At 73.6% G+C, this 14,724-nt stretch carries 12 protein-coding genes and 6 tRNA genes; 8 read left to right on the plus strand and 10 right to left on the minus strand.

Annotated elements, in window-relative coordinates:
* Nucleotides 1–78: 78 nt before the first annotated feature.
* The gene (locus ACZ6K0_RS24635) at nucleotides 79–510 is read right to left on the minus strand and encodes a hypothetical protein (RefSeq protein WP_469234659.1); all 432 of its coding nucleotides are present in this window, start codon (nucleotides 508–510) and stop codon (nucleotides 79–81) included.
* Between the two features lie 147 nt (nucleotides 511–657).
* Between ACZ6K0_RS24635 and ACZ6K0_RS24640 the strand changes: the two genes are divergently transcribed.
* A complete protein-coding gene (locus tag ACZ6K0_RS24640) occupies nucleotides 658–1,173 on the plus strand; it encodes a DsbA family protein (RefSeq protein ID WP_376411282.1) in 516 nt (171 codons plus the stop codon).
* An 8-nt stretch (nucleotides 1,174–1,181) separates the two neighbouring features.
* On the opposite strand, the gene ACZ6K0_RS24645 is transcribed toward ACZ6K0_RS24640, so the two are convergent.
* From ACZ6K0_RS24645 to ACZ6K0_RS24655, 3 genes are all read right to left on the minus strand, one after another.
* Nucleotides 1,182–2,021, minus strand: coding sequence for a GNAT family N-acetyltransferase (locus ACZ6K0_RS24645; protein ID WP_376411285.1), 840 nt, complete (start codon nucleotides 2,019–2,021; stop codon nucleotides 1,182–1,184).
* A gap of 125 nt (nucleotides 2,022–2,146) precedes the next feature.
* Nucleotides 2,147–2,977, minus strand: coding sequence for an aminotransferase class IV (locus ACZ6K0_RS24650; protein WP_469234656.1), 831 nt, complete (start codon nucleotides 2,975–2,977; stop codon nucleotides 2,147–2,149).
* On the minus strand, nucleotides 2,974–4,041 hold the full coding sequence (locus ACZ6K0_RS24655) for a chorismate-binding protein (protein WP_469234654.1): 1,068 nt from the start codon (nucleotides 4,039–4,041) through the stop codon (nucleotides 2,974–2,976). The genes ACZ6K0_RS24650 and ACZ6K0_RS24655 overlap by 4 nt, the downstream gene beginning before the upstream one ends.
* Before the next feature lie 243 nt (nucleotides 4,042–4,284).
* Between ACZ6K0_RS24655 and ACZ6K0_RS24660 the strand changes: the two genes are divergently transcribed.
* The 6 genes from ACZ6K0_RS24660 to ACZ6K0_RS24685 all read left to right on the plus strand — a co-directional run bounded on the left by ACZ6K0_RS24660 (nucleotide 4,285) and on the right by ACZ6K0_RS24685 (nucleotide 4,879).
* Nucleotides 4,285–4,357 (plus strand) — tRNA-Gly (locus tag ACZ6K0_RS24660).
* 39 nt (nucleotides 4,358–4,396) lie between these two features.
* A tRNA-Cys gene (locus ACZ6K0_RS24665) sits at nucleotides 4,397–4,470 on the plus strand.
* A gap of 1 nt (nucleotide 4,471) precedes the next feature.
* Nucleotides 4,472–4,543 (plus strand) — tRNA-Val (locus ACZ6K0_RS24670).
* 34 nt (nucleotides 4,544–4,577) lie between these two features.
* Nucleotides 4,578–4,649: transfer RNA gene (locus ACZ6K0_RS24675), tRNA-Val, on the plus strand.
* Nucleotides 4,650–4,690: 41 nt separating this feature from the next.
* Nucleotides 4,691–4,762 (plus strand) — tRNA-Val (locus ACZ6K0_RS24680).
* Between the two features lie 42 nt (nucleotides 4,763–4,804).
* A tRNA-Val gene (locus tag ACZ6K0_RS24685) sits at nucleotides 4,805–4,879 on the plus strand.
* A 50-nt stretch (nucleotides 4,880–4,929) separates the two neighbouring features.
* Here ACZ6K0_RS24685 and ACZ6K0_RS24690 read toward each other — a convergent pair.
* The 3 genes from ACZ6K0_RS24690 to ACZ6K0_RS24700 form a co-directional block, all read right to left on the minus strand.
* Entirely contained in the window at nucleotides 4,930–5,214 is a 285-nt protein-coding gene (locus ACZ6K0_RS24690) for a TFIIB-type zinc ribbon-containing protein (protein ID WP_376411295.1), read from the minus strand.
* A gap of 46 nt (nucleotides 5,215–5,260) precedes the next feature.
* Nucleotides 5,261–6,202 (minus strand): phosphotransferase, encoded by a 942-nt coding sequence (locus ACZ6K0_RS24695; protein WP_469234652.1) that lies wholly within the window; start codon nucleotides 6,200–6,202, stop codon nucleotides 5,261–5,263.
* Between the two features lie 262 nt (nucleotides 6,203–6,464).
* Nucleotides 6,465–6,632, minus strand: coding sequence for a hypothetical protein (locus tag ACZ6K0_RS24700; protein ID WP_024758747.1), 168 nt, complete (start codon nucleotides 6,630–6,632; stop codon nucleotides 6,465–6,467).
* A gap of 504 nt (nucleotides 6,633–7,136) precedes the next feature.
* Here ACZ6K0_RS24700 and ACZ6K0_RS24705 point away from each other — a divergent pair.
* Nucleotides 7,137–8,321, plus strand: a complete 1,185-nt coding sequence (locus ACZ6K0_RS24705) for a serine/threonine-protein kinase (protein WP_376411301.1) — start codon at nucleotides 7,137–7,139, stop codon at nucleotides 8,319–8,321.
* 84 nt (nucleotides 8,322–8,405) lie between these two features.
* Here the strand turns inward: ACZ6K0_RS24705 and ACZ6K0_RS24710 are convergent, their stop codons facing one another.
* The 3 genes from ACZ6K0_RS24710 to cobT all read right to left on the minus strand — a co-directional run bounded on the left by ACZ6K0_RS24710 (nucleotide 8,406) and on the right by cobT (nucleotide 14,467).
* Nucleotides 8,406–9,224, minus strand: coding sequence for a TrmH family RNA methyltransferase (locus tag ACZ6K0_RS24710; protein WP_317593825.1), 819 nt, complete (start codon nucleotides 9,222–9,224; stop codon nucleotides 8,406–8,408).
* Between the two features lie 87 nt (nucleotides 9,225–9,311).
* The gene (gene cobA / locus ACZ6K0_RS24715) at nucleotides 9,312–10,553 is read right to left on the minus strand and encodes a uroporphyrinogen-III C-methyltransferase (RefSeq protein WP_469234649.1); all 1,242 of its coding nucleotides are present in this window, start codon (nucleotides 10,551–10,553) and stop codon (nucleotides 9,312–9,314) included.
* A 326-nt stretch (nucleotides 10,554–10,879) separates the two neighbouring features.
* Nucleotides 10,880–14,467 (minus strand): nicotinate-nucleotide--dimethylbenzimidazole phosphoribosyltransferase, encoded by a 3,588-nt coding sequence (gene cobT, locus ACZ6K0_RS24720; protein ID WP_469234647.1) that lies wholly within the window; start codon nucleotides 14,465–14,467, stop codon nucleotides 10,880–10,882.
* Between the last annotated feature and the right edge of the window lie 257 nt (nucleotides 14,468–14,724).

Consider the following 14,724-nt stretch of genomic DNA (forward strand, 5'->3'; position numbering starts at 1 on the left):
GGAAATCCCGAAACACGCCCCATGGCAAGGTCTTCACCCCTTCCCGTGGATCACGGGAACGGGAACCGCCAGAAGTGATCAGATTCCGTGCTTCTTCAGAATCGCCTCGATGTCGCTGAAGTCCTCGCCGGCAGGCTGGCCGGCCTGGCGGGCCTGGCCGGCCTGAGGCTTCGGCGCCACGGCGCGCGAGGGCGAGGAAGCGGCCGGGGCCACGGCGGGCCGCTCCGCTCCCCCGGTGGTCTCCTTGCGGCCGCCCCTGCGCCGCTCGACGGCCCGCGTGGACGAGAGGAGCAGCCAGGCGCCACCGAGCACGCCGAACCCGGCCCAGGCCACGGGGCTGAAGGCCGTGTCGGCGATCCAGGCCACGGCGCCGGTCATCACGAGACCCAGCGGCACCAGGGCGTAGGCGGCGATCCGGGCGGCGGACAGGTAGCGCTTCCGGTACGCCGTGATCCCGGCGATGCCCAGGCCCGCCACGGCCGCCGCGGAGCAAATGGTCTCGGCGAGCATGCGATCCTCCTGGTCCGGGTGATACGTCCCTTCCATCCTGCACCGCCGAGGGCACCCGGGGCCACGTCCCGGGGCCCTTCTCAGGGAGATCTCGGGGTCGCCACGGCCGGATCTCCTCCCCAGGGCCCGGTGAGGGACACTGCTGGCATGAACGACTCCACCACCGCGCCCGCCTCCCCCGTCGTCCTGGAGGCCTGGTTCGACCTCCAGTGCCCCGACTGCTTCGTGGCCCTCGACGACGTCCGCGCCCTGCGCGAGACGTACGGCGACCGCCTCGACGTACAGCTGCGCCACTTCCCGCTGGCGAAGCACAAGCACGCGTACGCCGCCGCCCAGGCCGCCGAGGAGGCCTTCGAGCAGGGCAAGGGCTGGCCGTACGTGGAGGCGCTGCTCGCCAGGACCGCCGAGCTCGGAGACCGGGGCGAGCCGGTGCTCCTGGAGGTGGCGACCGAACTGGGTCTCGACGCCGAGGAGTTCGACACCGCGCTGATCGACGGGCGCCACCTGCTGACCGTCGACGCGGACGAGGCCGAGGGCAAGGCGATCAAGGTCACCGGCACCCCGACCTATGTGATCGACGGCGAGCGCCTCGACGGCGGCCAGAGCCAGGACGGCCTGCGGCAGCGGATCGCGGAGATCGCCGACCGCCTCCTGAAGGGCTGACCGACCCCCTACAGAAGGTCCTTGGCGCTGTTCACGTAGGTGGTCCGGTAGCCGAGGGACTCGTAGAGCCGGATGGCCGGGGTGTTGCCCGCGAAGACGTGGAGTCCGAGCAGTTCGTCCCCGGTCTCCCGCGCGACCCGCTCGGCGAGCAGCATGAGGGCCCGGCCGTAGCCGCGGCCGCGCTGCTCCTCCGCGACCTCGATGTCGTACACGAAGGCGGTCCACCGTCCCGGTTCGAGCTCGATGCGGCCGGTCCACAGGAAGCCGGCGGGCCGCCCGTCCCGGACGACCACGTGGATCGCGATGCCGGGGGTGGCCAGGCCCTGCGGGAGGTACCGGCGGTGGCTGTCGTCGGCCTTGGCGCGGGCCTGGTCCGCGGGGACGCCGCGGTCGATCCAGCTCTGCGCGAAGGCCTCCTTGGCCCGCGCCTCCCATTCCGTGAACTCGCTGCCGGTCATGGGCCGGACCTCGACGCCCTCCGGCAGGGCCGGCGGCTCGGCGGCCAGTTCCTTGACCATGTTCCGGCTGCGTTCGGTGTAGCCGAGCGCCCGGGCCATCCGCAGCCCCGCCTCCGCGTCGGCGGGCACCGATATCTGCACCTCGACACAGCCCCAGCCCCGCAGCACCTCCTCGGAGGCGAGCGCGGCGACCGTGCCCCGGCCCCGCCGCCGGTCCGGCTCGTCGACCCGGAGTCCCCGGATCACCCCCGAGGCGGCACCGAAGCCCGGATCGGTCGAAAGATGGACGGAACCGACGCGGCGGCTGTTCACGCACACGTCGTAGGTACGGGAACGGCCGCCGTCGGGCGTCTGCTGAAGCGGCTCGGCCGGCCGCAGGGTGGTGGTCATCATGGGTGTTCTACCCACCCTCGGGCGGTCCGTCATCCGGATTTACGCGCGACGGTTCACCCGGGGCCTGTCAATGGGGCCGTGCACGCGCGGCCGTTCAGGCGCGGCCGTTCACGCCGGGCCGTTCACGCCAGGCGCGGGTCCCGGTCCTGGGCCGCGCGCTCGTCGAAGATCCGCATGGCCTTGGCGGTGACCGACCCGGGAGCACCGGTGAGCGTGCGCCCGTCGACGCGGTGCACGGCCTGGACGTCGCGGAGCGTCGAGGTCAGGAAGATCTCGTCGGCGGTCTCCAGGACGTCCAGCGGCAGGTCGGTCTCCTCGGCACCGGTCCACTCCACGGCGAGGGCGCGGGTGATGCCCGCGAGGCAGCCGGAGGCGACGGGCGGGGTGTGGAGCGTGCCGTCGAGCACGACGAAGACGTTGGAGCCGGTGCCCTCGCAGAGCTGCCCCACGGTGTTGCCGAAGAGCGCCTCGGAGGCCCCCTGCTCGCGCGCCCTGGCGAGGGCGACGACGTTCTCCGCGTACGAGGTGGTCTTCAGACCCGCGAGGGCGCTGCGCTCGTTGCGGGTCCAGGGCACGGTGATCACGGCGGTGGAGTCGGCGCGGCGGACGGTCTCGCCGAGTCCGACGACGAGGCTGCCGCCGGCGTCGCCGCGCTCCGAGCCGAGCGGGGAGAGACCGCCGGTGTACGTGATCCGCAGCCGGCCGAGCTCCATCGGGTTGGCGGCGAGGACGGCGGCGCAGGCGCGGCGGACCTCGTCGAGGTCCGGTTCGGGCAGGCCGAGACCGCGGGCGGAGCGGGTGAGGCGCTCCAGGTGGAGGGTGAGAGCAAACGTTTCGCCACGCTCGGCCTTGACGGTCTCGAAGACGCCGTCGCCGACGGTCAGCCCGTGGTCCAGTACGGAGACCAGGGCGGCCTCCGCGTCGTGCAGTCCGCCGTTGACCCAGAGTTTCATCGAGAGATGGCCTTTCCGCTCGCCTCGTAGGCGCCTGACTCGTAGGCGCCCGACGCTATCGCGACCAGCCGGGACGCCTTCAGCTCGGTCTCCTCCCACTCGCGCTCCGGGTCGGAGCCCCAGGTGATCCCGGCGCCGGTGCCGAAGCGGAGGACGCCCTCGGGGCGGTCGATCCAGAAGGTGCGTATGCCGACGGCCAGCTCGGCGGTGCCCGCGTCGGCGTCGACCCAGCCGATGCCTCCGCAGTACGGGCCGCGGGGGGCGGCCTCCAGGGCCTCGATGATCCGCAGGGCGCTGGACTTGGGCGCGCCGGTGACGGAGCCGGGCGGGAAGGTCGCGTCGAGGAGCGCGGGCCAGCCGGCGTCCTCGCGCAGGAGGCCGGTGACCGTGGAGACGAGGTGGACGAGGCCGGGGTGCTCCTCGATCGCGCAGAGGGCGGGGACGGCGACGGAGCCGGTCTCGCTGACGCGTCCCAGGTCGTTGCGGACCAGGTCGACGATCATCACGTTCTCGGCGTGGTCCTTGGGGAGGAGGTCGGCCGCGGTCCGGCCGGTGCCCTTGATGGGACCTGAGGTGATCAGGGCCCCTTCGCGGCGGAGGTAGAGCTCCGGGGAGGCGGTGGCGATCTCCACGCCGTGGGCGGGCAGCCGAATCGTTCCGGCATAGGGAGCCGGGTTGCCCCGCGCGAGCAGCGCGGTCAGCGCGTCGACGTCGGCGGCGGCCGGGTCCGGCAGCGGCGCGGTCAGCACCCGGCAGAGGTTCGCCTGGTAGACCTCGCCCCGCGCGATGTGCTCGCGCACGCGCCGGACGCCCGCGGTGTACGCGGCGCGGTCGAGCGAGGACGTCCAGTCGCCGGTCCCGGGGCCCCGCCAGGCGCCCGGCACGGGCGCGGGAACCGGGTCGGCCCGCACATCGCCGAAGCGGGCGCAGGTCAGACGGCCTTCGAAGTCCGCGCAGACGGCCCAGAAGCCGGTGGAGTCCAGGGCCTCGGGGTCATGGGTGACGTCCCGGAGATCGGTCGCGACGAGGCCGCCGAAGCGGGCCAGGGGAGCAAAGTCGTGCACGCATCGAGTCTAGGTCGGGTGGAGCGGGTCCCCGGGTCGTGTGCGCGGGGCGTGTGCGCCGGGGCTCCGTGCCACCCGGGGAACACGGCGAGTGAACGCCGCGCGAACCCTCCGGGGCGTCCGGCCGGGCACCCCGATCGGCCCGCAGGTCAGCACGCTGCGGAAACGCGTTTTTGTACTGGCCCAGGAATCCGCTAGAGTTCAACACGTCGCCGGGACGCGCAAGCGGAACGGAAACGACAAGCGGACGTGGCTCAGTTGGTAGAGCATCACCTTGCCAAGGTGAGGGTCGCGAGTTCGAATCTCGTCGTCCGCTCGATGTGGGGGATCTTCCCGAACCCCTGTTATCACTCCTGGTGGAGTGGCCGAGAGGCGAGGCAACGGCCTGCAAAGCCGTCTACACGGGTTCAAATCCCGTCTCCACCTCCAAGGACGATTAGCTCAGCGGGAGAGCACTTCCCTGACACGGAAGGGGTCACTGGTTCAATCCCAGTATCGTCCACTGGATCTTCGGATCCTGGATCTCCGGATCCCCCGCGCGATTAGCTCAGCGGGAGAGCGCTTCCCTGACACGGAAGAGGTCACTGGTTCAATCCCAGTATCGCGCACACAGCACCCGGCACCGTCGTTCACGACGTGTCCACCACCCGCGCGATTAGCTCAGCGGGAGAGCGCTTCCCTGACACGGAAGAGGTCACTGGTTCAATCCCAGTATCGCGCACGCAGTATGGAGTATCTTCGGATACGACGTGTGCACAACCCCGCGCGATTAGCTCAGCGGGAGAGCGCTTCCCTGACACGGAAGAGGTCACTGGTTCAATCCCAGTATCGCGCACCACCTGAAGAAGCCCCCGGCCGCGGCCGGGGGCTTCTTCGTGCTCGGGATCCTCAGGAGGAGAAGAGCATCCGGCCGAAGCCGCGCTGGCGGTAGTGACCGCCGTGGTGGCCGCCCTGGTGCGGGGCACCCCAGGCGGGGGCCGCGGGGGCGGGCTGCGCCGGGTAGGCCGCCGGCGGGGCGGGCGGGGCCTGCTGGGACCACTGGGACTCCAGGCGGGTCAGGGCCTCCAGCTCGCCGAAGTCCAGGAATATCCCGCGGCAGCCGCTGCACTGCTCGATCTGGACGCCGTTGCGGTTGTACGTGTGCATGGCCGCATGGCACTTGGGACACTGCATGCTCGGCTCAACTCCCTGACATTGCCGTTCGAATGGTGGCTTCACCTTACGTGGACGCCGAAGGGGCCGATTCGGTTCGGTACCCGGCGATACGGGCACAGGTGTCGATCATCACGCCCTCGACCTCGTCGAGCGGCCGGCGCTCGGCCGTGGACTTGGCGACGGCCAGGGCCGCCGTCTGGACCGTCAGCGCCCGGGCCGGGACGTCGAGTTGGACCCATGGATCGGCGCCGACGGCCGGGCCGCCCGCCTCCTGGTACGCGCCGAGGAAACGGGACCACACCTCCGGCGGCAGGATGCCGGCCGCGAACCAGGCGGCGGGGCGGGCCAGATCCCACGCGGGATCGCCGACGCCGAGGTCGTCGATGTCGATGAGCCGCCAGGGGCCGTCGCCGACCGGCCGGGGCTCGCGCACCAGTTGACCGAGGTGGAAGTCGCCGTGACAGAGCAGCCGGGGACCGGACGCGCCGGCGTCGGGGGTCGTCCGCCAGGCGCTCAGCACGGTGGCGGCGGCCGGGTGGTCCGGCGCCGTCCTGCGCATGCGGTCCACCGCGAGCGACACCTTGAGCGGGGCCCGCATCGCCGGGAGCCGCGCCGCGAGGGCCGGCGGGGGCGCCGTGCGGTGGAGCAGCGCCAGGAGCCGTGCCGCGTCCTCCCAGGGAGCGGCGTCGGGGTCGTCCGGGGCGACGGGCGATCCGTACGGCCAGACCGTGACGGTGCGGCCGTCGGCCTCGGACCCGGCCTCGGTCCCTGTCTGCCTCGGGACCGGGAGCGGGAGCGGCGGGAGGAGCACGCCGTCGACGTCGGGGTGGGCGGCGAGGGCCAGGCGGGCACGGTGCGCCTCGGGGTCGGTGTCGGGGGCGTGCGCCTTGGCCACCAGGGCCCCGTGGCGCACGACCGTCCCGTCCTCCCGGTCGGCGAGCACGCCGATCAGGCCGCTCGCGCAGTGGCAGGGCTCGCCGGGGCGGTGAGCCGCCGCGCGTGCCACGGCAGCGAGGCGGTCGAGCCGGGCCGGCGGTGGTGGTGTTGGGGTTGGGGTGGCCTGTGAGGGCCTGGCGGCGGGGTCCACGCGGGGAGCGTACGCGGCGGTCGGCGACGACCGGGTGGAGGGACCCCGTTCCGGGAAGCGCGAAGGCCGGTCAGCTCCCCAGCTGACCGGCCTCACGCTGCCGTCCGTCACACCCCCGTCCCCACGGGGTTGATGGCCGGATGTCCCCGACCCGGGCCGCTCTCCCAGGTCCGGGCGCTGTTCAGCGCCCCAACATCACGCCCACGGACGACGCCTGTGTGACCACTGCTTCCCAGCCGCCGAAGACGACCACCAGCAGGGCCGCGAGAGGGAGGACCATGGCCGTGGCCACCAAGGGGTGACGACGGCCCGAAGGGCTGGTGGTCGACCGCGGTGCCGTGTACGCCATGGTTCCTCTCCTGTCGTGTCTGGCGCGGCGGGTGCGTGACCTCGGGGGACGAGTGCTGCACCCGCCGCTGACAACAACACTAGGGATCGGGCGGCGCCGGGACGTCATGCCCGCGTACCGACTTCCGGGCCTCCCGGAGGATGACGCCCGGCCGCGCGACGTACTCCCCTGGGTGGAGACGACGGTCCGGAAGTGGGGGTGTTCCCGGAGGGGTCCGCCCGTCCGGGCAGGTCACCGGGCGTGACATCGCTCACTTCACCGGGCCTTCTCCTCGTCTCGGGCCCCCGAGGCCCGGGAAGCCGTCCGCAGGGGCTTGTCGTGCCCTTGTCGACCCTTCGTCAAGTGATCTGTGGAGAAGGGGGGTTGGGCCGGGTCCGGCTCTGCTCGGCTTCTTCCCTTCCCCCTCAGCACTGACAATCGATCCCGGTGCGAGGGCGCGGCCTATGAGCACGTTCGGGCGCCACTACGTAAGCTGTGCCACGTCGAACGGACGAGGGGACGGACATGGCGATGATGCGGCTCCGGCGCGAGGATCCGCGGATCGTCGGGTCGTTCCGGCTCCACCGCAGGCTGGGGGCCGGCGGGATGGGGGTCGTGTACCTCGGGTCCGACCGGCGCGGTCAGCGCGTGGCGCTCAAGGTGATCCGGCCGGACCTGGCCGAGGACCAGGAGTTCCGGTCGCGCTTCGCCCGCGAGGTGTCCGCGGCCCGGCGGATCCGCGGCGGCTGCACGGCCCGGCTCGTCGCCGCCGACCTGGAGGCCGAGCGCCCCTGGTTCGCCACGCAGTACGTGCCCGGCCCCTCGCTGCACGACCGGGTCGCCGAGGAGGGCGGGCTGCGCGCCGCCGACGTCGCCTCGATCGGGGCCGCGCTCTCTGAGGGCCTGGTCGCCGTCCACGAGGCCGGCGTCGTCCACCGCGACCTGAAGCCCTCGAACATCCTGCTCTCCCCCAAGGGCCCCCGGATCATCGACTTCGGCATCGCCTGGGCCACCGGGGCCAGCACCCTGACCCATGTCGGTACGGCCGTCGGCTCCCCCGGCTTCCTCGCCCCCGAGCAGGTGCGCGGCGCGGCCGTCACCCCCGCCACCGACGTGTTCTCGCTCGGTGCCACGCTGGCGTACGCGGCGATGGCCGACTCGCCCTTCGGGCACGGCAGTTCCGAGGTCATGCTCTACCGGGTCGTGCACGAGGAACCACAGCTCCACGGAGTCCCCGACGCCCTGGCCCCGCTCATCCGGGCCTGCCTGGCGAAGGACCCCGAGGAGCGTCCCAGCACCCTCCAGCTGTCGATGCGGCTCAAGGAGATCGCCGCCCGCGAGGCACAGGGCCTGCCCGCCTCCCGTCCGCCCGTCCAGCGCGAGCGCGCCGAGGAGCGGAACGTCGTCCGGCCCACCGAGCGCTACACGGAGCGGGACACCCGCGGCCAGGGCCCCGAGCGGGACGCGGAGCGCGAGCAGCGGGGGCAGGCGCGGGGCGCCGCACCGGCCTCACGGCCCTCGGCAGGGCCCCGGACCGGCGGCTCGCGCGCTCCCCAGTCCCGTCCCGGCACCCGGCCGGGCGGCCGCTCGACGTCGACCGGCCGCCGTCCCGCCAACCCCCGCCTGCTGCGGCAGCGCCTCTTCGTCTTCGTGGTCGTGACGCTGGTCGTCGCCCTGGGTATCGCCGCCGCGCAGGCCTTGCAGGGCTGAGGCCTTCCTCGAACGACCACAAGCCGACCGGGAGGTCGTGGGACCTTCCCGTCGGCTTGGTGGTGGGTGGTGGGTGGTTGTCTTTCAGGACTCCGGGCGGCCCGTTGCCACCGCGTAGAACGCCACCGCCGCCGCCGCGCCCACGTTGAGCGAGTCGACGCCGTGCGCCATCGGGATCCGGACCCACTCGTCGGCCGCGCGCAGCGCCTGCGTCGACAGGCCGTCGCCCTCCGCGCCGAGCATCAGCGCCACCCGCTCCAGCCGGTGCGGGGCCGCCTCGTCGATCGACGTCGCCTTCTCCGCCGGAGTGAGCGCGAGGAGCTTGAAGCCCGCCTCCCGTACCGCCTCCAGGCCGCGGGGCCAGGTGTCCAGGCGGGCGTACGGGACGGAGAAGACCGCGCCCATCGACACCTTGACCGAGCGCCGGTAGAGCGGGTCCGCGCAGTCCGGGGAGAGCAGGACGGCGTCCATGCCCAGCGCGGCCGCGCTGCGGAAGATGGCGCCGATGTTGGTGTGGTCGTTGACCGACTCCATGATCACCACCCGGCGGGCGCCGGCGAGCAGCTCCGTCGCGTCCGGAAGCGGCTTGCGCTGCATGGAGGCGAGGGCGCCGCGGTGCACGTGGTACCCGGTGACCCGTTCGGCGAGGTCCGGCTGGACCGCGTACACCGGCGCCGGGACCTCGTCGATGACGTCGCGCATGACGTCGACCCACTTGGCGGAGAGCAGCATCGACCGCATCTCGTACCCGGCCTGCCTGGCCCGGCGGATGACCTTCTCGCCCTCCGCGATGAACAGGCCTTCGGCGGGCTCGCGTCTGCGCCGGAGTTCGACGTCGGTCAGGCCGGTGTAGTCGCGCAGGCGCGGGTCGTCGGGGTCGTCGATCGTGATGAGTTCGGCCACGGGGTGATACTGCCTTGTCCGGGGTGTCGTGCCAATGTGTGCGGCGGTGTGCGACCGGGTCGGGTTACCTCTCGGTACCGGCCCGGGTCACTTCACCAGTTTGTCCGGGCCCTCGGTGACGACGTCTCCGATGACGATGACGGCCGGCGGGCGGACCTCCTCGGCCTTGACGGTCTCGGCGACCGTCGCGAGCGTGGCGTCCACCCGGCGCTGGGTCGCCGTGGTGCCCTCCTGGACCAGCGCCAGCGGGGTCTCCGGGTTCTTGCCGTGTGCGATGAGCGCCTCGGCGATCTTTCCGATCTTGTCGACGCCCATGAGGATGACGAGGGTGCCGGTGAGCTTCGCGAGGGACGCCCAGTCGACGAGCGAGCGCGGGTCGTCGGGAGCGACGTGCCCGCTCACCACCGTGAACTCGTGGGCCACCCCGCGGTGCGTGACCGGGATGCCGGCCGCGCCCGGGACCGAGATCGAGCTGGAGATGCCGGGGACCACCGTGCAGGCGATGCCTTCGACGGCGAGCGCCTGGGCCTCTTCCATGCCCCGGCCGAAGACGAAGGGGTCGCCGCCCTTGAGGCGGACGACCGACTTCCCGGCCTTCGCGTGCTCGATGAGCGCGTTGTTGATGGCCTCCTGGGCCATGAAACGGCCGTAAGGGATCTTGGCCGCGTCGATCACCTCGACGTGCGGGGGCAGCTCGTCGAGGAGGTCGCGCGGGCCCAGCCGGTCGGCGATGACCACGTCCGCCTCGGCGAGCAGCCGGCGGCCGCGAACGGTGATCAGGTCCGGGTCGCCCGGGCCGCCGCCGACCAGGGCGACGAAGGGGGTACGGGAGCGGTGCGCGGGTGCGGCGAGCGAGCCGTCGCGGAGGCCCTCGACGATCGCGTCGCGCACGGCGGCGGAGCGGCGGGGGTCGTGGCCGGTGAGCACCGCGACCGTGACGCCCGCGTCGCGGCCGGTCGCCGGGGTCCAGGCGGTGGCCGCCTCGGCGTCGTCGGCGCGCACGCACCAGGTGCGGGTCCGCTCGGCCTCGGCGGAGGCCGCGGCGTTGGCCGCCGCGTCGGTGGTGGCCACGAGTGCGTACCAGGTGTCGGCGAGGTCACCGTCCTCGTACCGCCGCTTCACCCAGGTGATCTCGCCGGCCTCCGCCATCGCGTCCACGGAGGGGGTCGCGGACGGGGAGATCAGCGTGATCTCGGCGCCCGCGGCGATCAGCGCGGGCAGCCGGCGCTGGGCGACCTGGCCGCCGCCCAGGACGACGACGCGTCGGCCCGCTAGACGCAGACCGACGGGGTAGGCGGGGTGCGCCGCGATCTCGGTGTGCTCGGCCATGGGTGGGCGGCTCCTCGGAGAGGCTGTGAGGGTGCGGGGCCGCTGCTGCGGTGGAGCGGCTGGTGGTGCTGGTGGGGCTGGTGGCGTTGCCTGGGGCTCACGATATCGGGGGTGCGTGGCCGTCACGCTGTGACGGATCTCCCGGTCGGTGCGTCCGTGCGCGGGGGCCGCGCAGGGGCCGTGCTCGGGACTGCATGTTTTACGGCGCCTTCGGGCGCATGAGGTCCGGAGGCTCTGATGCGCCACAAAACACGCTCTACGTCCCGAACACACGGCCCCTGCGCGTCCCCCACTCCCGTGCGTGGGTGGGGGACGCGCCGGTGGTGCTACTTCTCGGTGACGCCCGCCGAGTCGAACGTGGCCACCTCGTGCATCGCACGGGCCGCGCTCTGGACCAGGGGCAGGGCGAGCAGGGCTCCCGTGCCTTCGCCGAGGCGGAGGTCCAGGTCGACCAGGGGGCGCAGGCCCAGCTTGTTCAGGGCCGCCACGTGGCCCGGCTCCGCGCTGCGGTGACCGGCGATGCAGGCCGCCAGCGACTCCGGGGCGATCGCGCGGGCCACGAGGGCCGCCGCTCCGGTGGAGACGCCGTCGAGGATGACCGGGGTACGGAGCGAGGCCGCGCCCAGGATCAGGCCGACGAGGGCCGCGTGCTCCAGGCCGCCGATCGCCGACAGGACGCCGATCGGGTCCGCCGGGTCCGGCTTGTGCAGGTCGAGGGCGCGGCGGACCACGTCCACCTTGCGGGCGTGCGTCTCGTCGTTGATGCCGGTGCCGCGACCGGTGACCTCGGCGGCGTCGACCCCGGTGTAGACCGAGATGAGCGCGGCGGACGCGGTGGTGTTCGCGATGCCCATCTCGCCGGTGAGGATTGCCTTGTTGCCGGCGGCGACCAGGTCGCGGGCCGTCTCGATGCCCACCTCGATCGCGGCCAGGACTTCTTCGCGGGTCATCGCGAGGCCCGTGGTGAAGTCGCCCGTGCCCGGGCGGACCTTGCGGGGAAGGAGGCCGGGGGTCGCCGGGAGTTCGGAGGCCACGCCCACGTCGATCACGCAGACCTCGGCGCCGACCTGGTTGGCGAACGCGTTGCAGACCGCTCCCCCGCCGAGGAAGTTGGCCACCATCTGGCCCGTGACCTCCTGCGGCCAGGGCGTGACGCCCTGGGCGTGGACACCGTGGTCGCCCGCGAAGATCGCGACCGCCGCCGGCTCCGGGATCGGAGGAGGGCAGATGCGGGAGAGGCCGGAGAGCTGCGCCGAGATGATCTCCAGCATGCCCAGGGCCCCTGCGGGCTTGGTCATGCGCTTCTGGCGCTCCCACGCCTCGCCGAGCGCCTTGGCGTCCAGCGGGCGGATGTTGGCCACGGTCTCCTGGAGCAGGTCGTGCGGCTCCTCGCCGGGCAGGGCGCGGCGGCCGTACGTCTCCTCGTGGACGACCCAGGCCAGCGGGCGGCGCTTGGACCAGCCCGCCTGCATCAGCTCGGGCTCCTCCGGGAACTCGTCGACGTATCCCACGCAGAGGTACGCGACGACTTCGAGGTGCTCGGGCAGGCCGAGCGTACGGACCATCTCGCGCTCGTCGAAGAAGCTGACCCAGCCGACGCCGAGGCCCTCGGCGCGGGCGGCGAGCCAGAGGTTCTCGACGGCCAGCGCGGAGGAGTACGGGGCCATCTGCGGCTGCGTGTAGCGGCCCAGGGTGTGGCGGCCGCCCCGGGTCGGGTCGGCGGTCACGACGATGTTGACCGGGGTGTCGAGGATGGCCTCGATCTTCAGTTCCTTGAACTGCTTCGCCCGGGCCTTCGGCAGCGACTTGGCGTAGGCGTCGCGCTGCCGCTGGGCCAGCTCGTGCATCGTCTGCCGGGTCTCGGCGGAACGGATGACCACGAAGTCCCAGGGCTGCGAGTGGCCGACGCTGGGGGCCGTGTGGGCGGCCTCCAGGACGCGGAGCAGCACCTCGTGCGGGATCGGGTCGGAGCGGAAGCCGTTGCGGATGTCGCGGCGCTCCCGCATCACGCGGAGGACGGCCTCGCGCTCGGCGTCCGCGTAGCCGGGGGCCGGCGCGTCGGTGGAGTGGGAGGGGTTGACCTCGGACGGCTGGGCCTCGGAGGCCGGGATGTCGGAGGGTGCGACGTCGGAGGCCGGGGCGTCGGCGAGCTGGGCGTCGGGGGCTGTGACGTCGGCGGTTGCCACGTCGAGCGCCTGGGCCTCGGGGGCCTGGGCCGGCTGCTCTTCGGCCTCGGTGAGTTCGTCGGTGACGGTGAGCTCTTCGGCGGCCTTGAGCTGTTCGGCGTCGGCGGCCGTGGGCTGCTCTGCGTCGGTGAGCTCGTCGGCTTCCACCAGCTCCGTGGCGTCCACGAAGCCTTCGGCCTCGGGCGTCGCCACGAGCTCGGTCTCCGGGGCCACGGCGGCCTCGATCGGCGCCTCCACCTCGGTGACGGCCTCGGGCTGCGCCGCCGGCGCGTCCGCGGGCTCGGTCGGGGCGGGCTGCTGCGGCTGTTCGGGCGTCACGGCCTCGGCCGGGGCTTCCGCCACCGCCTCCGGCTCGGGGGCCTGCTCGGGCAGGGGCTCGGGGGTGGCCTCCGCCACGACGAGGATCTCCTCGACAGGGGCGGCCTCGACGAGGACCTGCTCCGCCGGCGCCTCGGCGACGGGCTCCGGCAGGGCGTCCACCTCGGGCTCCGGCGCCTGCTCGGCCTCGGGCGTGGGGACGGGGACGGGGACCTCGGCGGCGGGCTCGGCCTCGCGCGGCGCGGGCACGGTGGCCTGGGGCTCGGCCTCGGCGAGCTCCGGGGCCGCGGGCCCGGTCGGCTCCTCGGGCAGCTCGGGAGCGACGGCCACCGGGGCCTCGGCCGGTTCCTCGGTCTCGGCGACCGGGGTCGGGGCGAGGTGCGGGGCCGTCGGGACGGAACCCTCGACCTGGACGAACTGTCCCGTCGGCGGGACGACCGTTTCTGCGGGGAGGACCGGCTGGGGTGCCAGGGCCTCCTGCGGCTGCGCGGCCCACGGCTCGGCGCCCTGCGGCGCGAGCTGCTGGTCCTGCGGGATGTCGAAGTACTCGGGGCCCGTCGTCGGCGGTCCCGGGTTGCGTACGGGCATCGGCGCGGGTCCGGTGGCCACGACCGGCGTGGGCTGCGGGGCCGGGGCGGGCGCGGCGGCCGGGCCGCGGTCGGCGAGCGAGAGCACGACGCCACCGGTGGCGTCGGGCACGGGCGGGCCCATGTGCAGCGGGCGCCGGGCGGGCGGCGGGGTCGGAGCGCCGGCGGGCTGCGGTACGCGGACGCCGCCGAGGTCGACCGAACCGGTGTCGCGGCCCGCGGCCTCGTGGGCGCCGGTGTCGAGGATGCCGGGCTCGTAGCCGTGGTCGGCGAGGACGGGCTCCTGCGCGGCGACGGGGACGCCGTGCGCCGGGGTGCCCTGGACGGGAGTGCCCTGCGCCGGGGTGCCCTGGGCGGGAGTGCCGTGTGCCGGGGTGCCGTGCGCCGGAGTGCCGTGCGCCGGAGTGCCGTGCATCGGCGTCCCGTGCGCCGGAGTGCCGACGGGCTGGGCCTGCTGCGGGGTCTGGCCCTGGGGGGCGGTCAGGACGTCCGCGAGGACGAAGGGCTCCGGGAGCGGGTCGGTGAGCGGGTCGCCCATCGGGGCCGCCTGCGGAGCGACGGGCACGGGCTGCATGCCCTGGTGCGGGACGACGGGGGGCACCTGCGGCGCCGGTACGGCGACCGGCGGCGCGGGCGCGACGCCCGGCGGGTGCTCGCTCCAGGCGCCCTGGGCGCCCGGCATGAGGAGGATCTCGTCGTCCTCGGCTGCGTGCTCGGAGGGGTCCAGGAAGGTGTACGCGCCCGGTGCGGGGATGCCCGGCTGCTCGACCATGCCTGCGTTCTCCGGCAGTCCCTCGCCCGAGACCTGGCCGGTGTCCGTCATGCGTACCCCTCGCCCATCGCTTGTACTTCCTTCAGACCTGCGCCCGTCGTGAACAACGAGCGCGCGCGCCGCGCGGCACGAAGGACGCGCGGACACCCACTCATTGTCGCGGCCCTCGGCCGTCGTGGCAGGCAGATCCGCCACGGCGTTCTGTGGACTGCGCCACGTCGCGCGGTCCCCCCTTTGCTGCGTACCACATCGGCGGGCCGAAAGGGCCGCCGATTCGAGACATCACGAGCGAAATGCCGAACGCCTTG

The organism is Streptomyces sp. NPDC042346 (assembly GCF_055581845.1).